This window comes from Saccharothrix sp. NBAS 001 (assembly GCF_056640475.1).
Window position 1 is genome coordinate 2972899 of record NZ_CM153251.1, and the last position, 22995, is coordinate 2995893.

Here is a 22995-nt window from a genome sequence, read left to right on the forward strand (position 1 = left end):
GGTAACGACCCCCGGCCGCGCGGTGTCGCGGAAATCCGGTCGATCACGCGTGTCCGTGGTCTCTAGGGTGCACCGGTGTTCCGCCGGGCGACCACGGGAGGGGGAAACGCCATGCGCACGCACTACCCGCGCACGCCGCACCTGCCGTGGTCGCCGGGCGCGTCGTCGGACGACGTGCGGGTCACCGGGCTGGACGGGCTGCTCGGTCGCGAGGTCGTGGTCACCGAGAAGCTCGACGGGGAGAACACGACCCTCTACTCCGACGGTCTGCACGCGCGGTCGCCGGATTCGGCGCACCACCCGTCGCGGTCGTGGGTGAAGGGGCTCCAGGGGCGGATCGGGCCGCACCTCGCGCCCGGCCGGCGGATCTGCGGCGAGAACGTCTACGCGCGCCACTCCCTCGCGTACTCGGACCTGGAGAGCTGGTTCTACGGCTTCTCGGTGTGGGACGGGGACCACTGCCTCGACTGGGACGCCACGACCCGATTCCTGCGGGACGTCGGCGTGCCCACTCCCCCGGTGCTGTGGCGCGGTGTCTTCGACGAGCGCGCGGTGCGGAAGCTGCGGGTCGACACCGACCGGCAGGAGGGGTTCGTGGTGCGCCCGGTCGCCGGGTTCGACCGGGCGGAGTTCGGGCAGCGGGTGGCGAAGTGGGTGCGGGCGCGGCACGTGCGGACCGGGACCCACTGGATGCACGCGCCGGTCGTGCCGAACGGGCTGGCCCCGGCGTCGGTGCTGTGGGACGTGCGGTCCGGCGCGCCGTTCGCCTCGGCCGACCTGCTGGAGGTGGTCGGCGTGGCCGGGGACGCCGGTGCCGCCGAGCGGGTCGCCGCCGAACTCGGCGGGACCGGTGACGCGCGGCTCGCCGGGGTGCTCGCGGCGGCGGCGCACCGGGCCGGGCGCGGGCCGCTGATGTCGGCGTTGGCGGGCGTGGTCGGGGTCGGCGTCGCCCGGCGGGTCGGTGATCTCGTGGGCGTGCACCGGCTGCTGCACGAGCCGTTCCCGGACGAGGCGCGCCGGCGCGGGCTGCTGCGGATGTCCACGGCGGTCGACCTGGGCGTGCTGCACGCGGTGTCGGCGGCGGTGCTGCCCGCCGACCGGAGCGAGGCGCGGGAGCAGGTGGCGTGGTCTGCGCTGCACGCCGAGGACGTCGGCCGCTGGGACGACCTGCGCGCCGCGCTGCACGGCCGGTGCCGGGCCGAGGCGCGGGACGCGAGCATCCGCGCCGGGCGGGTGCTGGACGTGGCCGAGGCGCGGGCCGCGACCTGGCGGTGGCGGTCCGGCGACTTCCCGACCCTGATCCAGACCTGCGGAGTCGCCGGCAGCGGCAAGTCGACCTTCGCCGCCGGGCTGCCCGGCGTGGACGTCCGGGTGTCGCTGGACGACCTGCGCGAGCAGGCCGGCGACCGGTCCGACCAGCGGGGCAACGCCCGCGTGCTGCGGGAGGGCCTGGACCGGCTGGACGCGGCGCTGCGCGCGCACCGGACCGTGGTGTGGGACGCCACCTCGCTCACCGACCGGCAGCGGGTGGCGGTGCACGCGGTCGCCCACCGGCACGACGCGTGGCTGACGCACGCCGTGCTGCTGGTCGGTGAACGGGAGGCGGCGCGGCGCAACGACGCGCGGGCGCACCGGGTGCCGGGGTCCGTGCTCGCCGCCCAGGCCCGCCGGTTCGACCCGCCCTACCCGTGGCAGGCGCACCGCACCTGGTACGTCGGCGCGGCCGGCGACATCGCCGACGAGGAGCCGTGATGCGCACCAGCGAGCAGGTCTACCACCAGATCCGCTGGGACCCCCGGCTGGATCCGGCCCGGTTCGTGGTCGGTTTCCACCAGCGCGGAGGCCGGCCCAAGCGGGTCGCGCTGCCCGCGTTCACGCCCGGCGGCGACGTGCCGTGGCACCGGGTGCTGTTCGTGGAGGCGGATGGCGAGGTCGTGTGGGACCGGGAGAGCGGGCTGGACCGGGTCGGCGAGTCGGCGGCGGGCCGGGTGCGCGCACCGCGCCTGCTCGACCCGTCCGCGTTCACCCCCGGCACCCCGCACGCCTGGGACCCGGCCCGGGGCTGGGCGCCCGCCGAACCCGACCCCGCCGAACCCGACCCCGCCGAACCCGACCCCGCCGGGACCGCGCCGGCCCCGATCCGCGTGCTGACCTGGAACGTCCTGTGGGACCGGTACGACCGGGAGCTGATCGACACCGCGCGCCGCCGGCCGCTGCTGCTGACCGCGCTCGCGGCGGCGGACGCGGACGTGATCGCGCTCCAGGAGGTGGAGCCCGACCTGCTGGCGCTGCTGATGGCGCAGCCGTGGGTGCGGGAGGGGTACGCGCTCGACGTCGACCCGGCCGCGCCGGACGTGGACCGGACCGGCGTGGTGGTGCTGAGCAGGCTGCCGGTGCTGGAGGCGGGCCGGCTGCCGCTGGGCGCGCACAAGGCCGTGGCCGCGGTCGTGGTGGCCACCCCGTCCGGGCCGCTGGTCGTCGCGGCCACCCACCTGACCAGCGACCACACCGCCAACGGCGCGGGCAAGCGGCGCGCGCAGCTCGACCGGGTCGGGCGGGCGCTGGCCGCGATCGCGGGCGAGGTCGTGCTGGCCGGGGACTTCAACGACGGTTCCCGGCGGCCGGCCGCCGCGCTCGGGATGCGCGACGCGTGGCTGGAGGCGCGCGACGACGAGCCGCCGACGTTCGACCCGGTGGCCAACCCGCTGGCGGCGGTGTCCTCGCTGACCGGGCGGGCCTCGCGGCTGGACCGGGTACTGGTGCGCGGGCGGTTGCGCGGCGCGCGGGCCGGGCTGGTGGGCGATCGGCCGGTGGACGGGCTGTTCGCCTCCGACCACTACGGCGTGCTGGCGACGTTGGCACCGCCCGCGTCGGCCGGGGTGCTGGACGTGGCGGCGACGCCGCGCACGGCCGTGGTGTGGCTGCCGGGGCCGTGGGAGGAGGTCGAGCGGCTGCGCCGGGAGCACGACCCGCGCGCCGACCGCTGGCCGCCGCACGTGACGCTGCTGTTCGGTTTCGTGCCGGAGTCGGAGTTCGACCGCGCCGCGCCGCTGCTGGCGGAGGCGGTCGCCGGGGTGGCGGCGTTCCCGGTGCGGGTCGAGGGCGTGCGGGAGTTCGGGCGCGACGTGGTGTGGCTGGACCCGGCGGCGGCCGGCGCGGAGCCGTGGACGGCGCTGCACGACGCGGTGCGGCGGCGCTTCCCGGGGTGCCCGACCCGGGACGGGTTCACCCCGCACCTCACGGTCGGCCGCTCGCGGCGGGCCGCCGAGCGGGTCGGCGCGCGGGCGGACCGGGTGGACGAGGTCGTGGTGCTGTCCCGGCGCGGCGACGGCCCGATGCGGCCCCGGTTCGCGGTCGCCCTGGGCACCGGCGAGGTCCGGTGGTGCGCGGAGGAGGCCGAGCCGCCGGGTCCGTCGCTGGACGCGGTGGCCGAACGGGTCGTCGGCGCGCTGACGGCGGCGCTGGGCGAGGTGCACGTGGTCGGATCGCGGCGCACCGGGTGCGCCCTGCCGGACGGCGACCTGGACCTGGTCGCAGTGCCCACGGACGTACCAGCGGCGGAACACGCGGACGCGGTGGCCGAACGGGTGCGCGCGGCGTTGCCGGGGACGACGGGATTGCGGCCGGTGGTCGGCGCACGGCTGCCGGGGTGGCGGTGGGAGGTGGACGGGCTGGGGGTCGACCTCGCCGTCGCGGTGGGTGGCGACCGGTTGGCGTGGAGTTCGGTCGACGACGCCGACGCCCTCTTGGCGGCGGTGGGTGGGCGTGGTGCCGAGTTCCGGGGGCTGGCTCGCGCGGTGAAGGCGTGGGCGCGGGCGCGCGGGTTGGATTCCGCACCGTTCGGCGGGGTGCCGGGGGTGGGGTGGGCGGTGCTGGCGGCCCGGACGGTGCTCGACGGCGGCGGGCTCGGGGAGTTCTTCGCGACGTGGGCCGCGTGGGACTGGCGCGACCCTGTCGGGCTCGTCGAGGTGCCCGGCCGCACCGGGGCCCCGGTGACGATCATGACGCCCGGCGCTCCCGCGCGCTCGTGCACCGAGCAGGTGGGGCCGGGGTTCCGGGACCTGCTGACCGCCGAGCTGTACCGGGGGTGGGAGATCGGCGAGGCCGGCGGCGCGGGCCTGACGACGCCGCCGGACCTGCACCGGGTGCACGCGGCGTGGGCTGTGGTGACGGTGCCGCACGGGCAGGCGGGGCCGGTGCGCGGTCGGCTGCGGGCGCTGCTCACCGCGCTGGAGTCGGCCGGGGTGGCGGACGTGCACGCGTGGCCCCGGCCGTTCGAGCGCGACCGGGACGTGGCGCGGTTCGCGATCGGGCTGGGCCGTCGGCCGCCGGGGGCGGCGGAGCTGGATCGGCTGGCGGCGCGGTGGCGCGGCGGGCTGCGCGGGGTCGAGGTGGTCCGGGTGGCCGGCGGCGAGGTGCCGACGCTGCGCTGAGGATCCAATGCTGAGGATCCAATGCCGAGGATCCCGTGGTGCCCGGGGTGGGCGCTCAGGCGAGCGGCAGGCGGTGCAGGAGGTCGCCGGTCGGCGGGCCGACGAGGCTGTGCAGGGGGACGGCGTCGAGTTCGGCCAGGAACGCGTCGTGCGCCCGGCGCAGCGCGCTGCGCAGTCGGCAGGCTCCGCGCAGCGGGCACGGCGGGTGGTCGCAGTCGACCACTTCGCCGTCGCCCTCGAAGTCGCGCACGACCTGGCCGACCGTCCAGGTGAGCGCCTCGGGTGCGATCCGCAGCCCGCCGGAGCGCCCGCGCACCGTGACCAGCAGGCCGAGCCGGGCCAGCCGCTGGACCACCTTGGCCAGGTGGTTGCGGGGCACCGCCAGTGCGCCCGCCAAGTCGTCCACGGTGGACAGACCGCTCCGGGTGGCGGTGAGCATCAGCGCCCGCAGCGCGATGTCGGTCCCCTTGGTCAACTGCACCCCACGAGACTACCAAGAGGAGTCTCCGAAGCCGGTTTATCAACGTCCAAAGGTCCCTGATCCCGGGTGTTCATGAGCACGGCGACCGTAAAGAGGTACCGCTGATACCTTTTTGGTGTCGAGATCACCACGTAGCGGAGGGCCACCAGCCATGCTCGCCCCAGACTCGGTGCGGATCATCCGCGCCACCGCCGACACCGTCGTCCGGCACGGCGCGGAGATCACCGGCCGGCTCTACGACCGCCTGTTCGCCGCCCACCCGGAGCTGCTCGACCTGTTCAACCGGGGCAACCAGGTGCGCGGCGCGCAGCGGGAGGCGCTGGCCGCCTCGGTCGCGGCGGTCGCCGGGCACTTCGCCGGGCTGCGCCCCGTGCCGTTGAACGCGGTGATCGGCCGGATCGCGCACAAGCACGCGTCCCTGGGCATCGCGCCCGCCCAGTACCTCGTGGTCGGCCGCCACCTGATGGCCGCCATCGGCGAGGTGCTCGGCGACGCGGCCACGCCCGAGGTGGTCGCCGCGTGGGAGGAGGTCTACTGGCTGTTCGCGTGCCTGCTGGTCGCCGAGGAGGCCCGGCTCTACCAGGCGGCCGGCAACGACTTCGGCCGCCCGTTCAGCACGCACGTGGTGACCGCCGTCGACCGCGACACCGACGACGTGCGGAGCCTGTGGCTGCGCCCGGTCGACGGCCCGGTCCCGGTCCACCGGCCGGGCCAGTACGTCAGCGTCGCGGTGCACCTGCCGGGTCGGGGCAGGCAGATCCGCCAGTACACGATCAGCGGCGCGCCGGGCGAGGACGACCTGCGCATCACCGTGAAGCGGCACCCCGGCGGCCCCGACCACCCCGCCGGCGAGGTGTCCTCCCACCTGCACCAGGTCACGGCCGGCACCCGGCTCGCGGTGAGCCCGCCGTTCGGCGACGCCGTCCTGCCCGCCGGCGACCGCCCGCTCCTGCTGGCCGGCGCGGGGGTCGGCACCACGCCGGTCGTCGCCGTGCTGCGCGACCTGGTCCGGCGGCGCGACCACCGCCCGGTGACCGTCGTGCACGCCGACCGCGATCCGGCCACGCACCCGCTGCGCGCCGACCTGTTCGCCGCCGTCGGGCACCTGCCCGCCGCCTCGCTCCTGCTCTGGTACGAGGACGGCCGGCCGGCGGCCCTCCCGCCGCGCACGTCGGTCGCCACGGGCCTGGTCGAGACGGACCTGATCCCGGTCGAACCGGGCACGCAGGCCCTGCTGTGCGGCCCGTTGCCGTTCATGCGGGCCGTGCGGCGCGCCCTGCTGGAGCGCGGTGTGCCGGCGGCCGACATCCACTACGAGGTGTTCGGCCCGGATGCGTGGCTCGGCCGCGAAACACCCGTGACCGACCTCGCCTGACCCGCACCGCCGGCGTGCCCGGGGCGGAGGTGCCGCGGAAAAACGGCCGGCCGCGCGCACCGGGAGTTTCGGAGAATGTTCGCCGTGGGCGAGATCGAGCGGGACTGGGTGGCACGGCTGGACGAGGCGCTGCGGGCGCGGGACCGGGCTCCGAGGACGGCCGCGCTGGTCCGGGAGGCGGGGGCCGCGCCGGCACCGGCGCTGCGCGACCGCTACCGAGGCGATCCGCGCTCTCGGGAGAAGTTGCGCGACGTGTTGCGCGCGGCTCCCGGCTGGGCCGACGACGTGGTGGGCGACCTGCTGTCCGACGCCGTCGACGCGGAGGCGTCCGGCCTGCTGCAACTGGCGGCTCACCGCCGGTCGGCCGTCGGGCCGCAGGTCCTGGCGCGGCTGCTGACGGACCCGAGGGCCTGCCGGGCGGCGGTCGTCGCGGCGGGCTCGTCCGGGCACCGCGAACTGGCTCCGTCCGTGGCCGGGCACCTGGATGCCGAGCACGGCGGGCTCGCCGGCCGGGCTGCGCGCCACCGGGTACACCGCCGCGATCGTGGACCGGGCGGTCCGGGCTCGACAGCCGGCGAAGTTCCTGTCGGCGCTGGTGCTCATGGACGACCCCGCCGCGATCGGGCCCCTGCCGGCGTGGCTGCCCGGGGCGCGCGACGCCGACGTGCGGGACGTGCACGACGCGTTGTCCCGGCTCACCGGGCGCGAACCGGCGATCCCGGAGAACGGGTGGCAGCGCCCCGCCGTGATCCGCCGCGCGTGGGCCGGGTTCGACCCCGCCGACCCACCGGAGCCCCGGGTCGACGGGCCGGAACTCCTCCCGGACGGCACCGCGCGGGCCATCGTGGACTTCGGCGCCGGCCTGGTGCGCATCGACCACGACCCGCCGGAGCCCGGCGAGGACTGGGTGCGGTGGGGCCAGTCGCTGTTCGTGGGCCGCCGGCGGGTGTACGGGGTCGGGTCGGGCTGCGGCACGTGCGAGGCGTACCTGAACCTCGTCGACCGGCCCGTCGACCGGGCCGCCGAACTGGCCGCCGACCTCCGCGCGCACCTGCGGGACGTCCGGGGCCTGACCGGCGGACTCCTGGCGGCCGTCCGCCCGGTGCCGGCCGGTCTGCGCTCCGGGCAGTACCGGCTGCTGCTCGCCGACCTGCCGCTGGAACGGGTCGAGCCCGGACCGGACACCTGGTTCGCCCGCCGGCACGCCCTGCGCGCGTGGCACGACCAAGACCCGCTCGACGAGACCGACCTCGGCCTGCCCGGCACCGCTCACTTCCAGGTGCCCGAACCGATCCCGGGTCACGACCACGCGTTCGGCGTGGTGGTGCCGACCCAGCCGCCGGCCGCCCCGGCCGAGGACGTCGTGGCGCGCCACGGCGAGGCGATCGCCGCCGGTGCCCGCCCGACCGCGGTCCCGTACGCGTGGGCCGACGACCGGGAGGTGGCCGGCGAGCACCCGGAACGCTTCCTGCACGCGGTCGTCCTGGACGGCCACCACCGGCTCACCGCCTACGCCCGCGCCGGGGTGCCCGCACGGGTGCTGGTGGTGAGCCGGGTGGCGGACAACCGGGGTCCGCCCGAGGACCGCGCGCGCGTGCTGCTGGAACTCCTGGCGCCGTTCCGCGTGAGCTGACCGAAGGGCCCGGTCGGCGTCGTGCGCGCCGGACGGCCCGCCGGTGGTGGGGTAGGTTGCCCGGTGGGAGGCGTCGATGGCCGGAGGTTCGACCCAGCCGGGGCGCGGGGTGCTGGCCAAGGCGTTGGACGTGCTCAGCGCGTTCCACGGGTCGCGCGACGGCCTCCCCCTCACCGAGCTGGCCCGGCGCAGCGGGCTGCCGCTGTCCACCACGAAGCGGCTGGCCGCCGACCTCGTGGCGCAGGACGTGCTGGAACGCCTTCCCGACCGGCGGTACGTGGTGGGGCGGCGGCTGTGGCAGCTCGGCCTGCTGGCGCGGGTGCAGGGCGACCTGAGGGACGTGGCGCTGCCGTTCCTCCAGGACCTGTACGAGGCGACGCGGGAGAACGTGCACCTGGCGGTGCGCGACGGTGACGCGGCGTTGTACCTCGAACGGCTGCACGGGCGGGCGTCGGTACCGCTGGTCAGCCGGCCGGGCGGCCGGTTGCCGCTGTACGCGACGGGAGTCGGCAAGGTGCTGCTGGCGCACGCGCCGGCCGAGGTCGTGACCGAGGTGGTGGCGGGTGCGGCGAAGGTGACCGCCTACACGATCACCGAGCCGGGGCGGCTGGTGCGGGAACTGGCCGAGGTGCGGCGGCGCGGCTACGCGCGGACCGTGCAGGAGATGACGCTGGGCACGTGCTCGGTCGCGGTGCCGGTGGTGGACGCCGAGGGTGCGGTGGTCGCGTCGATCGGCCTGGTCATGGCGACCCGGAAGGACCCGACCCGCCACCTCGCCCCGCTGCGCGTCGCGGCCGGCGGCATCTCCCGCGCCCTGCGCTGACGGGCCGGCGGGTCGCGGTCGGACCGATTGCCGCTCAGTGGCAGTGGATGCTGTTCGTGGCCGGGCCGCTCCCGCAGGCTTCCCCCATGCGCACACAGGTCGTCATCGTCGGTGCCGGACCGGCCGGGTTGTTGCTGTCCCACCTGCTGGCGTTGCGGGGTGTGGACTCGGTCGTGGTGGAGAACCGCTCGCGCGCCTACGTCGAGGCGCGGATCCGGGCCGGGGTGCTGGAGCAGGACACGGTGGACCTGCTGGTGGCGTCCGGGCTCGGGGACCGCTTGCGGGAGCACGGGATGCGGCACGACGGCATCCACCTCCAGTGGCCGGGCGAGCGGCACCGGATCGACTTCGCGGCGCTGACCGGGCGGTCGGTGTGGATCTACGGGCAGACCGAGGTGGTCAAGGACCTGCTCGGGGTGCGCGGCGACGACGTGTGGTTCGAGGTGTCGGACACCGCGCTGCACGACGTGGGCACCGACCGCCCACGAGTGTCCTTTGTGGATGGTGAAGGCAGGCCCCGGGTGGTGGAGGCGGACGTCGTGGTCGGCGCGGACGGCTTCCACGGGGTCAGCAGGCCGACCATCCCGGCGGGGCGGACCTGGGAGCGCGAGTACCCCTACGCGTGGCTGGGGATCCTGGCCGAGGTGCCGCCGTCGACCGACGAGCTGATCTACGCGTGGCACCCGCGCGGGTTCGCGATGCACAGCATGAGGTCGCCGCGGCTGAGCCGGCTGTACCTCCAGGTCGCCCCCGGCGAGCGGGCCGAGGACTGGTCCGACGACCGGATCTGGGACGAACTCGGCGTCCGGCTGGGCCTGGACGGGTGGACGCTGGGCACCGGGCCGATCGTGGACAAGGGCGTCACCCCGATGCGGAGCTTCGTCAGCACGCCGATGCGGCACGGGCGGCTGTTCCTGGTCGGCGACGCCGCGCACATCGTGCCCCCGACCGGCGCGAAGGGGCTGAACCTGGCGGTCGCGGACGTGGCCGTGCTGACCGAGGCGCTGGGCGCGTTCTTCGCGGAGGGGCGCACGGACCTGCTGGACGGCTACCAGGAACGGGCGTTGCGCCGGGTCTGGCGGTGCACGCACTTCTCCTGGTGGATGACCTCGATGCTGCACACCTCCGGCGACGACCTGGACCAGCAGCTGCAACTCGCCCAGCTCCGCTACGTCTGCTCCTCGGAGGCCGCCGCGACCAGCCTCGCCGAGAACTACGTGGGCCTGCCGCACGACACCGGCCGCACCGCCTGATCCCGCTGCGGGTCAGGCGAGCGGGGTCACGGTGCCTCGGGTGCCGTCCACGCGGATGCGGTCGCCGGTGCGGATGCGGGTGGTGGCGTTGCCGCAGCCGACCACGGCGGGGATGCCCAGCTCACGGGCCACGATCGCGGCGTGCGAGAGGGGCGCGCCGACGTCGGTGACGACCGCCGCCGCGCGCGGGAACAGCGGCGTCCAGCCGATGTTCGTCACGGTCGTCACCAGGATCTCGCCGGGGCGCAGGGCCGCGCCCTGGTCGACCGCGGCGATCACCCGCGCCACGCCCTCCACCACGCCCGCCGCGCCGGGGTGGCCGGACACGCCGTCCGGGGGCGGTGCGGCGGACGGGGCGTGGACGTCGGTGCGGCGGCCCGGGTCGGCGGCCCACGACTCGGGGTCGAACCGGCCGAGGATCACCGTCGGGTACGGCGGCAGCGCCCGGTAGCGGCGGTACGCCTCGCGGCGGGCCGGGATCGCGGCGGCCGGGCGGTCGTCGCCGGCCAGCACCGCCAGGGTTTCCGGCAGGGCCAGGAAGAACGCGTCGTGGCCGGTGAGGCCGGACGCCCGCACCAGGAACGCGCGCAGCACCGCGAACCCGCGCACCATCTCCGAGCGGGCGCGTTCGCGGGCCCGGGTGGACTCGGCGAGCGCGGCCAGCCGCCGGTGCAGCGCCGGGGCCTTGCCGGGGTGGGCGGCGACCAGCCGCCGCCACGCGCCCTCCCGCGCCGCCGCCTGCCCGGCCAGCAGGTCCTCCGGGTCCGGCCCGGTCTCGGCGAGCCCGCGGTCCAGCCAGGTCGGGTCCTCGGCGGGCCGGGGCGCGGACACCTCGAACTCGTCGGCGAACCGGTGGCCCCAGTCGCGCAGGTAGCGCTCGCGGTCGAGTTCGCCCCGGCGCAGCCGGGACAGCGCCAGCAGCGGGCCCAGGCTCGCCAACTGCCCGGCCGGGCCGTGCGCGCCGGTCAGCAGCGCGGTCGCGTCCCGCTCCCCCACCAGGCGGTCGAGGGTGCGGCGGAGCCTGGCGTTCGCGCCCAGGCCGATGCGCGCACCCGCGTCGTAGACCCGGATCTCGTCGTGCAGCAGGCGCCGCACGTCCGACGTCCACAGGGCGCGCAGGTCCGCGGGCGTCGCGGCGGCGGCGATCCGGGCGGTGAGGTCTTCGGCGCGGGCGGGCGCGACGGCGAGCAGGCCGCCGATGCGCCGCTTGTGGTCGCGGTTCTCCTTGAGGAACGGGAGCATCGCGGCGACCGCCGCGCGCAGCGTCGCCGGCCGGGACAGCGGCAGCCGGGGCACCTCGACCCCCTCCGGCAGGCGGCCGAACACGTGCTCGGCGAGCCGGCGGGTGAACCGGCCCAGGCCCAGCGCGGTGCCCACCGCCACAGCCGCGCTGACGTTGAGGTAGAACCGGCCGCCGATGTTGCCGGTGGTCGGGTGGCCCGCGATCGGCGGCTGGGCCAGCGCCCGGGCGATCGACCAGGTGGCCGGGGACATCACGCTCGGCACGGCCTCGCCGAGGTTGGCGCACGTCCACAGGTAGTCGCCGCGCAGGGTGTCGTTCCAGACCTCGGGCAGCGCGGTGACCGGCCGGGCCTGCAGGATCGCGAACCGGCCGCCGTGCCGCGCCCACTCGACGTCGACCGGGCCGCCGAACAGGGCCTGGATCCGGGCGCCGAGCCGGGCGAGTTCGAGCACCTGCGCCTCGTCGAGCAGGTCGCCGCGCGCGTGCACGACGCCCCGCCGCACGACGTAGGTCTCGGGCGTGACCTCGCCGCCCACCAGCGCCGCGCCGAGGCCGGGCGCGGCGTTGACGACCGTCTCGTCCCGGGCGCCGGTCACCGGGTCGGCGGTGAACAGGACGCCGGCGGCGTCGGCCGGCACGAGCCGCTGCACGACGACGGCCATCGCGCTGTCGGTGATGCCGTTGCGGGCGCGGTACTCCACGGCGCGCGCGGTCCGCAGGGACGCCCAGCAGCGCCGCACGGCGTCGACCACGTCCGGCCCGCGCACGTCCAGGAAGGTGTCGTGCCGGCCCGCGAACGACAGGTCCGGCAGGTCTTCGGCGGTGGCGGAGGAGCGGACCGCGAGCGGCCCCGCCGGCAGGCAGGCCGCGATCGCGGCCTCGACCTCGGGCGGCATCTCCCGGCCCTCGCCGGCGAGCCGGTAGGCGTGCGTGGTGACGTGGAAGCCGTCGGGCACGGGCAGACCGGCCCGGACCAGCCTGGCCAGGGACGCGCCCTTCCCGCCGACCACGGCCGGCTCGGCTCCCGGGTCCGCCAACGGCAAGACGAGTGGAAGCTCCCCCATGCGTCGATACTGGCAGGCTCCGGCTGAGAGTCCACTCAGTTCCGAGGTGCCGTCCGCGCCGGGGAACCGGTGGTCGACGGCGGTCCCGAACGCGACGCGGAATCGGTTCCCGGTCTGCCGCACAACGCCCCGGGCGTTGTGCGGCACACCTCGACCTGATCGCCGGTCGTGCACCGAGTGCCCCGGCGCGCGGGCGCGGTCGCCCGCGCGCCGGGGACGGTCACAGGCCAGCGGTGAACAGCAGTCGGTTGACCGTGCCGCCGGTCGCGCCGCCGCCGACCACGTTCGGCGTGGCGTTGGCGTTGAGCCAGTCGTGCACGGTCGCCGCCGGCTGGTCGCCGTAGCGGGCCTTGTAGAGCGCGGCGACTCCCGTGACGTGCGGGGTGGCCATGGAGGTGCCGCTCATCGAGCCGCTGCCGCCGGTCCGCAGGGTGGACACGATCACGCCGCCGGGGGCGTAGAGGTCGACGCAGGATCCGGTGCTGGAGAACGACGACCGGGCGTCGGTGCGCTCCGAGGAGGCCACGACGCTCGCGGTCTCCACCTTGCGGGGCAGCCGGTCGCAGGAGTTGCCGCCGGTGTTGCCCGCCGAGGTGGCCAGGAAGACGCCCGAGGCGATCATGTTGCGGATCGCGGTCTCCAGGCTGGCGGTGGCCGGGTAGTTCCACGAGGTGTTGGCGACGGCGGGCTTCTGGGCGTTGCGGGTGACCCAGTCGACCGCGCCGACCGCGGCGCTGGTGGTGGTGCTGCCGGCGCAGTTCATCATCTTCACGCCGTGCAGCCGCACGCCCTTGGCGACGCCGTAGGTGTTCGAGCCGATGGTGCCGGCGACGTGCGTGCCGTGGCCCTGGCAGTCGGTGTTGTCGGTGTCGATGGCGTTGTGGTCGAACGTGGCGCGCCCACCGTAGTCGGGGTGGCCGGGCGTGATGCCGGTGTCGATGATGTAGGCGTGCACGCCCGCGCCGGTGGCGTTGTAGGTGTAGGAGGCGGACAGGGGCAGGTTCTTCTGGTCGACCCGGTCGATGCCCCACGACGGCGGGTTGGCCTGGGTGGTGTCGAGGGCGTCGGTGACGAGCATGTCCTGCTCGATGACCCGCACGGACGGGTCACGGCTGAGCTTGCGCAACTGCGCCGGGGTGAGCTTCGCGGAGAACCCGGTGAACGCGGAGTCGTACACGCGGGTCGGGGTGACGCCGGCCGCCGCCGCGGCGCTCGCGGCGCGGGCCTGCCGGTCGAGGGTGACGATGTAGCTGCCGGGGACGGGGGTGGCGGTCGCGGTGACCGCCGGGGTGACGATCCGCGCCTGGTGGGGCGCTGCGGAGGCGACTCCCGCCGTGAGGCCGGCTGTCGTGGCGACAGCGGCGAGCACGGCGAGGGCCGTGGGGACAGGACGCACGGTCGGCTCCTTCGGCGCAACCCGGCCGAGCGCGCCCCGACGCAGGGTTGACGGGGCGGACAGGCACTCGAACGAGTTCCAACCCAGCAGCCTGACCAGCGGTTATGCCATGGTCAACGGGGTTCGGTCGAATGGCCGCGCGGCTCGTCACGCTCAGTGGACAAAACCGGCGATGGGCAAGGACCGGACCCGTCTTGTGGCGGCTTGGCGGCGGCCGACCGGGTCATGGCCACGCCGACCAGCACTACCGCCATCCCGGCGACGATCCGGGGCGTGAGCGGCTCGCCGAGCACCAGCGCGCCCAGCCCGACCGAGACGACGGGCAGCAGGTAGCCGACGGTGGCGGCGCTGGTGGCCCCCTCGTCCTCGATGATCCGGTAGTTGAGGACGAAGGTGAACCCGGTGCCGAAGATCCCCAGGACGACCACGGCGACCAGCGCGGTGGCGTTGGGGTGGGCGGGCCCCGACAGCGGCAGGCCCAACGCGCCCAGGCCGGTGGCGGCGGCGAGCTGGCCGGCCGAGATCGCCATCGGCCCGGCCCGGCCGACCAGGGTGCGGCCCATGTAGGCGAACGCGACGGCGTAGCTCGCGGCCCCGCCGAGCAGCGCCGACGCGCCCCAGCTCACGAGGCCGTCGCGCTGCCACGGCGCGAAGATCAGCACGACGCCGGCGAAGCCCAGCACCAAGCCGCCGACCCGGGCCGGGGTGAGCCGGCGTTCGGTGCGCAGGGCCAGGCCGGTGAGCACCGACCACAGCGGGGTGGTGGCGTTGAGGACGCCGGCGATCCCCGAGTCCACGCTCTGCTGGCCGATGCCGAACAGCACGAACGGCAGCGCGTTGCAGAACAGCGCCGCGACGACCAGGTGCCCCCAGGTCACCCGGTCGCGCGGCAGCCGCTGGCGGCCGATCCCGGCGAGCACCAGCAGCACGGCGGTGCCGAGCGCGCACCTGATCACGGTGATCTGGATCGGGGTCAGGCCGGTGAGGGCGAGCTTGATCCACAGGAACACCGACCCCCACAGCAGGGCCAGGACTCCCATCCGCACCACGGAACGGTTCAGCACGGCTCCACCGTGCCCCACGAATCCCTTTATGAATAGTGAAGGCTTGTTCACCTGCGTTAAGCTCAGCTTCATGGTCGAGGATGGGGTCATGCGCATCGTGTCCCTGCTGCCCGCCGCCACCGACCTGGTGGCCGAACTGGGGTTCACCGGCTCGCTGGTCGGGCGGACCCACGAGTGCGACTGGCCCGCGTCGGTGGCGTCCGTGCCGGTGGTCACCTCGACCGGGATCGACCAGGACCGGATGGGCAGCCGGGAGATCTCCGACGCGGTGCGCGGCGGCGCGGCGCACCGGGGTTCCTCCCTCTACGGGCTGGACGAGGCGCTGCTCGCGGACCTCGCGCCGGACCTGGTGCTGACCCAGGACCTGTGCGAGGTGTGCGCGGTGTCCTACCGGCGGGTGTCGGAGGCGGTGCGGGTGCTCGACGCCGGCCCCCGGGTGCTGAGCCTGGAACCGTCCACCGTGGACGAGGTGCTCGACTGCCTGCGCCAAGTCGGCGACGTGCTGGGCGTGCCGGAGGTCGCGGCCCGCCGCGAGGCCGCGCTGCGGCAGCGGTGGGCGGCCGTGCGCTCGGCGGTCGCCGGACGGCCCCGGCCCCGGGTGGTGGCGATCGAGTGGCTGGACCCGGTGTGGCCGGCCGGGCACTGGGTGCCCGAGCAGATCGCGTGCGCCGGCGGCGAGCCCCTGCTGGCCTCGCCCGGCGAGCACACCTCGGCGGTGGACTGGCGGGCGGTGGTCGACGCGCGGCCCGACGTGGTGCTGGTGCTGCCGTGCGGGTTCCCGCCGGACCGCACCGAGGCGGAGCTGGACGTGCTCACCTCGCGGCCGGGGTGGGCCGCGCTGGACGCGGCGACCTGGGTGCTCGACGGCCCGTCCTACTTCAACCGGCCCGGCCCGCGCGTGGTGCGCGGCGCGGAGGTGCTGGCCCACGTGCTGCACGGGGTGCGGGTCGGCGCGCCCGTCGACCGCTCCGAGGCCCGCCGGGTCGCCTGACGCCGGAAGGCGGCCCGCCGCGCGCGACGGACCGCCTTCCTGGGACGTGCGGTCAGCGGGTGTGGACCATCAGGGTGTCCACGCCGTGCACGATGGAGGCCGCGCGGAAGGTCGGCTTCTCCTCGGCGAAGCGCAGGTCCGGGAACCGCCGGAGCAGCGCCGGGTAGGCGGCGCGCAGCTCCATCCGGGCCAGCTCCGCGCCGACGCAGCGGTGCGCCCCGTAGCCGAAGGCCAGGTGCGCCGAGACCTTGCGGGCCGCGTCGAACTCCAGCCGTTCCAGGCCCTCGCGGTTGGCGGCGGCCAGCGAGACCACCACCACGTCGCCCTCGCCGATCTCGGTGTCGGCGATCACCAGGTCGTGCTTGGCGAACCTCGGGAACGCCACCTGCACCACGCTCAGGTGCCGCAGCAGCTCCTCCACCAGCGGACCGGCGGCCTGGTCGTCGTCCTTCATCGCGGCCCGCGCGGCGGGGTCGCTCATCAGCACGATCGCGCCCAGCGCCAGCATGCTCGCGGTGGTGTCGAACCCGCCGGTCAGCACGCCGTCGGCCAGGCCCGCCAGCTCCGCGTCGGTGACCTCGTCGCCGTGCTCGCGGATGATCATGCCGATCAGGCCGTCACCGGGGTCGCGGCGCTCCCGGCGGACGATCTGCTCCATGTACTTCAACGACTCCGAGATCGCGCCCAGCGCCGAGTTCGCGCCGCCGAACAGGTCGAACCGGGCCGCCGCGAGTTCCTGGAACCGGTCGCGGTCGGCGTAGGGCACGCCGAGCAGCTCGCAGATCGTCAGCGACGGGATCGGCAGCGCGAACTCCTTGACCAGGTCCACCGGCCCGTCGGCGGCGGCCATCGCGTCCAGCCGCTCGGTGACGATCTCGTCGATCCGGGGCACCAGCCGCGACAGCCGGCGCATGGTGAACTCCGGGGTGAGCAGCTTGCGCAGCCGGGTGTGGTCCGGCGGGTCGGCGAACCCGAGCCCGCCCGGGGTCTGCTCGATGCCGACCGCCGCGCCGAGCCGCGCGTAGTCGTTGCTGAACGCTTCTGTGTCGGAAAGCACCTTTTTCGCCTCGGGCTGGCCCGTGACCAACCACACCTTCACGCCGAACGGCATCGGCAGCCGGTGGATCGGACCGGCCTCCCTCATCCGCTCCAGTTCGGCGGCCGGCACGACCCCGTCCCGTCGCAGCGGGACCAGCGCCCGGTCCGGGAGCAGCGACAACGCGCGCGAACCGATCCTGCCCATGAGCCACCGCGTGACCGAACGCCGTGCGACCCACGCCACCAAGCCGTCGCGCACCGACGCCAGAGTCGCCATTCCACACCCCTCTTCCCCAGGTTGATCTGATCGACGGTAACCGTACGTACGGGTGAGGGGCATCGCGCCACAGGCGGATTGACACGTGATGTCAGGTGACAGACGATCGGTAATCGCGCCTGAATCGGGCAAAGCCGATCGAAATCGCGCACCTCACCGGCAACGGTAGACCCCCATCGGGGTGAACCCGACCACTCGGCGTGCGCGCACCACTCCCGGCCGCCGTCGAGGTCGCGGCACGGGCTCCGGGGACACCGCCGCCCGCCGTCCACGCTCCTGCGCCCGCCGATCCGACCGGCGTTCGAAGCGCGCCGGGGCCGACCGCGTCGCCGAGCGGGGTCCGGTCAGGGCGACTTCGGCGACACCGGCACCCGATCACTCGCGGTGATCATGCCGACCCGGCACAGACCGCACCGGGATGGTCGCCATGGGCGGCGACGCGGTTCATCCGGACGCAGGCCGCGCCGGTTGCGAGCAGACCACCTGCGCGTGGCGGCCCGGAAGACGCCGAACCGCTCGGCGATCGACGACCTGGCCGGCCACTACCGCCGGCACTCACCCCAGGACGAACGGGAGCCTCGCCGCGAGGCCGCCCAGCGCCACGGCCTCCGCGTCGGTCGGCGGACGCCTGCCCGTGCCGACCTCCAGCGCGTCCCGGTCGGCGAACGAGGCCGGGAACGCGACCCCGGCGATCGCCTCCAGCGACACCCGCGCCGCCGCGAGCGACTCGGCGGGCGGCCCGTCCCCCCACGGCCGGTGCGCGATCAGGTCGAGGTGGTGCAACGTCCACTCCAGGACGTAGGCCGACAGGTAGTCGCCGACCGTCAGCACCACGTCCTTGGTCCCGACCCGGACCGCCGGATCGGCGAGCGCGGCCGCCCGACCGGCGGCGGAACCGACGTCGTCCAGGTGGAACCTCAGCAACGCCGGATCGCCGTAGGCCGCCGCCAGCCGGGGGATCAGCGCGTCCAGCGGGTCCTCGCCGGTCGGCGGGTCGACCAGGTCCCAGTAGGTGGCCGCGTCCGCGGTGGGCTCCGCGTCGACCGGAGTGGCCAGCGTGATCAGCACGTCCTGCGCGTCGATCACCAGGTGGCACACCAGGTCCCGCACGAGCCAGCCGGCACAGCCGCAGCGCAGCCCGAAGTCCTCGTCCGGAGTCGCGGCGACCGCCGCGAGCAACGCCGTCCACGAGTGCGAGAAGAGATCCACCACGGCACGGTATTGCCGGCCGCCGACAGCCGACAACCGGATTCACGCCAGGACCGGGACCACCCCACCGCCCGCCGGCCGCCTCCGCTCCGTCGTCCTGCCGGTCACACCGGCCGGCGCCGGGCCAGCACCAGCAAACCCAGGCCCAGCACCGACAGCACCAACCCGATCGCGTACGCGCTCCGGTACCCCAGCACCTGCGACAACGCCAACAACGGGCCCGCGAGCATCGCGCTGACCTTCGCCGTGTTGGTGAACATCGTCGTCGCGTACCCCGGCCGATCCGGCACCAGATCCTGGAAGTACGAGATCCCCACGCCCATCACCGCCGCGATCACCACCGCGTGCAACACCTGCGCCGCCGCCACCTGCCACGTCTGCGCCGTCACCAGCATGACCGCGTAGTACGCCAACGCCACCGCGCCGCCGGCCAGCACCAGCCGCCGGTGGTTGATCCGCAGCGACAACGCCCCGAACCCCAGCATGAACGGGATCTCCAGCGCCGCGCACAACCCCAGCACCAAGCCCGCGTCCGCCGTCGTCCCGTGCAGCACGTCCGTCAGGTACAACGGCAGCGCGTACACACCGACCGACGTCGCACCCTGCAACAGCACGAACGCCACCGCCGCGAACACGACCTCCCGCCGCACCCCCGACCCCGCCGCCGGACGCGCCTCCACCTCGCCGTCACCCAACTCCGGCAGCAGCAACCCCGTCACCAGCGCGGTCACCAGGTACACGCCCGCCGCCACCGCGAACAGCCCGGTGAACCCACTCGCGTCGATCAGCAGCGCCGCGACCGGCGGACCCGCCACCCACGACACCGACACCATCGTCCGCACCGCGCTGATCGCGAACGACGCACGCGCCGACCCCGACCGCTCCAGCGCCTGCCGCGCGTAGGCGAACGTCTGCGGCATCAGGCAGGAGGCCACCGCCGACAACGACAACGCCACCACCAGCAGCAGCCAGTAGTTCCGCAGCACCGCGAACAGCCCGAACGCCGCCGCGCCGGCCAGCGACGCGGACACGATCAGGTTCCGCCGCACCGCGCGGCCGTCCGACCACCGGCCGACCGCGGTGCTCACCGCCACCGCCGCCAACGACATGGCCAGCAGGAACGCCCCCACCGCGAACGGGCCCGCCACCAGCTCCTTGATCAGGAACAGCGACAGGAACGGCCCGGCCAGGGCGTACCCGACCCCGGTCAGCAGCCCCACCGCCAACAACGGCGGCAACGGGCGGGAACGGGACGGGGCAAGGGATTCAGTCACGACGACCACAACCCCAATACTGCTCACCGAGGCCCACCCCGGCGAAATCCATTCCCGGCGGTTGGGCGGTGAGCGCTGTCACACGGACCAACGCCGGCGTCTGTTTGGCGACCGGCCGTGCCGGGTAGAGCACACGCGTGAACCATCGAGGCACCGAACCCGAGCACGAAGTAGACCCGGTGGAGGTCGAGTCCAAGCTCCGCCTGGCCGTCGCCCGGCTGCGCGACCGGCTCACCGCCGCGCGCAACCACGGCCACTTCGAGTCCCTGCGCAGAACTCGCGGCTCCCGCCTCGAACGCCCGCACGGCGGCCACGACGACCAGTAGGGTGGCCTCACCACCGGACGTGGAGGAACGGAGCACCGGTGACCGAGGGACGCCTGATCGCCGGCCGCTACCGCACCACCAGGCGCATCGGCGCCGGCGCGATGGGCATCGTCTGGGCAGCCCATGACGAACGGCTCGACCGGGTCGTGGCCCTCAAGGAACTCCGCCCGGCCACCGACGGCGACTCCGCGCACGACGCCGAGACCGTCCGGCGCGCCACCCGCGAAGCCCGCGTCGCGGCCCGCGTCCGGCACCCCAACGCGGTCACCGTGCACGACGTGGTCGAGGAGCACGGCCGGCCGGTCCTGGTCATGGAGTACGTCGCGGCCCGCACCCTCGCCGAGCACGGCACCCTGCCGCCCGACCTGGTCCGGCGGGTCGGGGCGCAGATCGCCGCCGCCCTGGCCGCCGCGCACGAGGTCGGCGTGGTCCACCGGGACGTCAAACCCGGCAACGTGCTGCTCGCCGACGACGGCACCGCGAAGATCACCGACTTCGGCATCGCCCGCGCCGCCGACGACGTGAAGGTCACCCGGACCGGCCTGCTCGCCGGCACGCCCGCGTTCCTGTCCCCGGAGGCCGCCCGCGGCGACCGGCCCGGACCGGCCTCCGACGTCTTCTCGCTCGGCGCGACGCTGTACGCGGCGGTCGAGGGCACGCCGCCGTTCGGCGACGACGACAACGCGATCGCCCTGCTGCACACCGTGGCCTCCGGCCGGTTCCGGCCGCCGACGCGGGCCGGAGCGCTCACCGACGTGCTGCTGGAGATGCTGCGCACCGAACCCGAGGCCCGGCCGACCATGGCGCAGGCCGCCCAACGGCTCCGCTCCCCCGACGGGTCCGCCGACACCGCCGGGCCGCCGGTCCCGCAGCGCCACGCCACGCGGCACCTCGACCAGCCGCCGACCCGGGTCGGCGCGGCCCCGCCGCGCGGGCGGAGACCGCTCGCCATCGCGATCGCCGCCGTCACCGTGGTCGGCCTGGCGGCGCTGGCCGCCGTGCTGCTCGCCCCCGAGGACCCGGCCGCCTCGCCGGCGGGTTCGTCGACGGCGGGGCCCACGACGACCACGACCGCTGAGGACCCGACGACCACCACCGAGCCGCCGGTGCCGCCGCAGGAGCTGGAACGGGTCGTGGCCGAGTACTACGACCTGCTCCCCAAGCACAGCGACAAGGCGTGGGACCTGCTCGGCCCGGACCTGCGGACCGGCGGCCGGTCGGAGTACCGCCGGTTCTGGAAGGACGTCGACCGGCTCAAGGTCACCGGGCCGCCGGAGGCCGACGGGACCGCGGTCACCGTGACCGTCGAGTACACCACCGGCGACCAGCGGGTCACCGAGACGCACCGGCACGGCGTCGTGCGGGCGGACGAGGGGCTGCTCATCGTCTCGGACGAGGTGCTCGCCAGTGAGCGGACCGAGGACGACAACTAGTTGTTTTTATTCCACACTGAAATCATTAAGAGAATAAAAGGTCAGACCGCGCGGGCCACCAGGACCGCCATGTCCAACGGCAGCGGCCGGCTCTCCTCCAGCTCGAACCCGTTGGCGCACAACAGTTGTCGGTACTCCCCCAGGGTCCGCTCGCGGCCGTGGACGTTGTTGACCATCATGTGCACGTCCCACGCCAGCGGCAGCAGTTCGAGGTGCGATTCCGGGATCGGCCGCTCCACGATCACCAGCGGCGTGCCCGGCTCGGCCGCCGCCCGGACGTTGGCCAGGATCACCGCGCACCGCTCGTCGTCCCAGTCGTGCAGGATCCGCGACAGCAGGTACACCGCACCGCCCGAGGGCACCCGGTCGACGAAGAAGTCCCCCGGCACCAGGCCGACCCGCTCGCCGCAGCCGTAGCCGGCGAGCACCGCCCGCGCCGAGTCCATCACGTGCGGCCGGTCGAACAGCACGCCGCGCAGCCCCGGCACCGCCTGGAGCACGAACCCCAGCAGGTGCCCGTCACCGCCCGCCACGTCGACCACGGTCCCCTCGGCGGGCAGGTCCAGCGCCGCCGGCACGATCTTGAGGAACGCCGTGGCGGAGGCCATCGCGGTCTCGAACAGCCGCGCGTCCGCCGGGTTCGCCGCGAAGTGGTCGAACGGGTCCGCGCCGAACACGTGCGTGAACGCCGACTCCCCCGTCCGCACGGTGTGCTCCAGCGCGCTGAACGAGCGGTAGAACATCCCGCCGTACAAGCGGGCCAGGTCGCGCTGCGACCCGTCGACGTCGCTGCGCAGCATCGCGCCCAACGGCGTCAGCGACCACGAGTCGCCGTCGACGTCGAACACCCCGAGCGCGGCCAGGAACCGCAGCACCCGCCGCAGGTTGTCCGGCACCGACCCGGTTTCCGCCGCGAGTTCGGCGGTCGTGCGCGGCCGGTCCGCCATCAGGTCCGCGACGCCCAGTTCGGCCGCCACCGCCAGCGACCGGGTCCGCCACGCGCCGCTCATCAGGTTGAGCATGTCCCGCTTGGCCTGGTCCGGCCGACCGAGGTGGCGGCGCAGCAACGCCTCCCGCTGCCCCGGCGCGGTCAGCTCCATCCGGCGCCCGCCGCGGAAGTACAGGACCGTCACGTCCTCGTGCTTGTTGTACCCGCCGCCGTCCGCGACCAGCCCGGCGTCGACCAGCGACTCGTACACCCCGCGCAGCACCACGTCGTCGTCGCTGAGCGCCCGGAACGCCAGGTGCGACTCGTCCTCGTCGCCCGCCACCTCAGGGAAATCACCGCACAGCACGAACAACTCCAGCTCGCGCGACCCCGTGCCGACCTCGCCGCGCACGATCCGCACGTCGAGGTCGGCACGGCCGAGCCTGCGCGCCAACCGGTCGCGCACCACGACGCTGGGCCCCGGCTCGCGCGGCGTCACGCCCAGCGCCGGCAGCGCCGCCGACACGTCCTCGGCGGACGGAGCCGCGACGAGTAAGGCGCCGTGCGCGAAATCGAGGTGGCGAGCCAGGTCCGTGCCCGGCACGACGGCCTCCAGCGCGTCCCCGGTCGAGGTCGCCCGGATGAACTGAGCGGTCTCCGCGATCCGGCGGATGTCCCGCTCTCCCAGCGCGAACCGCGCGCCGGTGCCCGATGTGGACATTCTCGTCCCTTCCCCCAGCGATGACCGGGTCCC

General features: G+C 75.1%; 17 protein-coding genes. 9 read left to right on the forward strand and 8 right to left on the reverse strand.

Features of this window, described 5'->3' with window-relative positions; all coding sequences use genetic code 11:
- Positions 1-111 precede the first annotated feature (111 nt).
- Positions 112-1752, forward strand: coding sequence for an RNA ligase family protein (locus AC0HI0_RS12645; protein WP_480932514.1), 1641 nt, complete (start codon positions 112-114; stop codon positions 1750-1752).
- Positions 1752-4433: an RNA repair domain-containing protein gene (locus tag AC0HI0_RS12650; protein WP_480932515.1), complete on the forward strand. Its 2682-nt coding sequence runs from the start codon at positions 1752-1754 to the stop codon at positions 4431-4433. Before AC0HI0_RS12645 ends, AC0HI0_RS12650 begins: the two co-directional genes overlap by 1 nt.
- Positions 4434-4488: 55 nt before the next feature.
- Here AC0HI0_RS12650 and AC0HI0_RS12655 read toward each other — a convergent pair whose 3' ends face one another.
- A complete protein-coding gene (locus AC0HI0_RS12655) occupies positions 4489-4914 on the reverse strand; it encodes an RrF2 family transcriptional regulator (RefSeq protein WP_480932516.1) in 426 nt (141 codons plus the stop codon).
- 151 nt (positions 4915-5065) lie between these two features.
- Here AC0HI0_RS12655 and AC0HI0_RS12660 point away from each other — a divergent pair, with 151 nt between their 5' ends.
- The 4 genes from AC0HI0_RS12660 to AC0HI0_RS12675 all read left to right on the forward strand — a co-directional run bounded on the left by AC0HI0_RS12660 (position 5066) and on the right by AC0HI0_RS12675 (position 9998).
- Positions 5066-6289, forward strand: a complete 1224-nt coding sequence (locus AC0HI0_RS12660) for a globin domain-containing protein (RefSeq protein ID WP_480932517.1) — start codon at positions 5066-5068, stop codon at positions 6287-6289.
- A gap of 484 nt (positions 6290-6773) precedes the next feature.
- Positions 6774-7922 (forward strand): hypothetical protein, encoded by a 1149-nt coding sequence (locus tag AC0HI0_RS12665; RefSeq protein WP_480932518.1) that lies wholly within the window; start codon positions 6774-6776, stop codon positions 7920-7922.
- Between the two features lie 76 nt (positions 7923-7998).
- Positions 7999-8745, forward strand: a complete 747-nt coding sequence (locus AC0HI0_RS12670) for an IclR family transcriptional regulator (RefSeq protein ID WP_480932519.1) — start codon at positions 7999-8001, stop codon at positions 8743-8745.
- 86 nt (positions 8746-8831) lie between these two features.
- Positions 8832-9998: a 4-hydroxybenzoate 3-monooxygenase gene (locus tag AC0HI0_RS12675; protein WP_480932520.1), complete on the forward strand. Its 1167-nt coding sequence runs from the start codon at positions 8832-8834 to the stop codon at positions 9996-9998.
- 12 nt (positions 9999-10010) lie between these two features.
- Here AC0HI0_RS12675 and AC0HI0_RS12680 read toward each other — a convergent pair whose 3' ends face one another.
- The 3 genes from AC0HI0_RS12680 to AC0HI0_RS12690 all read right to left on the reverse strand — a co-directional run bounded on the left by AC0HI0_RS12680 (position 10011) and on the right by AC0HI0_RS12690 (position 14741).
- Positions 10011-12305, reverse strand: coding sequence for a PEP/pyruvate-binding domain-containing protein (locus AC0HI0_RS12680; protein ID WP_480932521.1), 2295 nt, complete (start codon positions 12303-12305; stop codon positions 10011-10013).
- Between the two features lie 220 nt (positions 12306-12525).
- The gene (locus AC0HI0_RS12685; protein ID WP_480932522.1) at positions 12526-13701 is read right to left on the reverse strand and encodes a S8 family peptidase; all 1176 of its coding nucleotides are present in this window, start codon (positions 13699-13701) and stop codon (positions 12526-12528) included.
- A gap of 113 nt (positions 13702-13814) precedes the next feature.
- Positions 13815-14741, reverse strand: a complete 927-nt coding sequence (locus AC0HI0_RS12690) for a DMT family transporter (protein ID WP_480934294.1) — start codon at positions 14739-14741, stop codon at positions 13815-13817.
- Positions 14742-14853: 112 nt separating this feature from the next.
- Here AC0HI0_RS12690 and AC0HI0_RS12695 point away from each other — a divergent pair, with 112 nt between their 5' ends.
- The gene (locus AC0HI0_RS12695; RefSeq protein WP_480932523.1) at positions 14854-15756 is read left to right on the forward strand and encodes a cobalamin-binding protein; all 903 of its coding nucleotides are present in this window, start codon (positions 14854-14856) and stop codon (positions 15754-15756) included.
- Positions 15757-15808: 52 nt separating this feature from the next.
- Here AC0HI0_RS12695 and AC0HI0_RS12700 read toward each other — a convergent pair whose 3' ends face one another.
- The 3 genes from AC0HI0_RS12700 to AC0HI0_RS12710 form a co-directional block, all read right to left on the reverse strand.
- Positions 15809-17071, reverse strand: coding sequence for a cytochrome P450 (locus AC0HI0_RS12700; protein WP_480932524.1), 1263 nt, complete (start codon positions 17069-17071; stop codon positions 15809-15811).
- 555 nt (positions 17072-17626) lie between these two features.
- The gene (locus tag AC0HI0_RS12705) at positions 17627-18280 is read right to left on the reverse strand and encodes a maleylpyruvate isomerase N-terminal domain-containing protein (RefSeq protein ID WP_480932525.1); all 654 of its coding nucleotides are present in this window, start codon (positions 18278-18280) and stop codon (positions 17627-17629) included.
- Between the two features lie 104 nt (positions 18281-18384).
- Entirely contained in the window at positions 18385-19554 is a 1170-nt protein-coding gene (locus AC0HI0_RS12710) for a sugar efflux transporter (RefSeq protein WP_480932526.1), read from the reverse strand.
- Between the two features lie 137 nt (positions 19555-19691).
- On the opposite strand from AC0HI0_RS12710, the gene AC0HI0_RS12715 reads away from it, so the two are divergent.
- Together AC0HI0_RS12715 and AC0HI0_RS12720 are read left to right on the forward strand one after the other, a co-directional pair.
- Positions 19692-19880 (forward strand): hypothetical protein, encoded by a 189-nt coding sequence (locus tag AC0HI0_RS12715; RefSeq protein ID WP_480932527.1) that lies wholly within the window; start codon positions 19692-19694, stop codon positions 19878-19880.
- A 38-nt stretch (positions 19881-19918) separates the two neighbouring features.
- Positions 19919-21313, forward strand: coding sequence for a serine/threonine-protein kinase (locus tag AC0HI0_RS12720; RefSeq protein ID WP_480932528.1), 1395 nt, complete (start codon positions 19919-19921; stop codon positions 21311-21313).
- 41 nt (positions 21314-21354) lie between these two features.
- Here the strand turns inward: AC0HI0_RS12720 and AC0HI0_RS12725 are convergent, their stop codons facing one another.
- Complete coding sequence (locus AC0HI0_RS12725) at positions 21355-22962, reverse strand: methyltransferase (RefSeq protein ID WP_480932529.1); 1608 nt, start codon at positions 22960-22962, stop codon at positions 21355-21357.
- Positions 22963-22995: the final 33 nt, after the last annotated feature.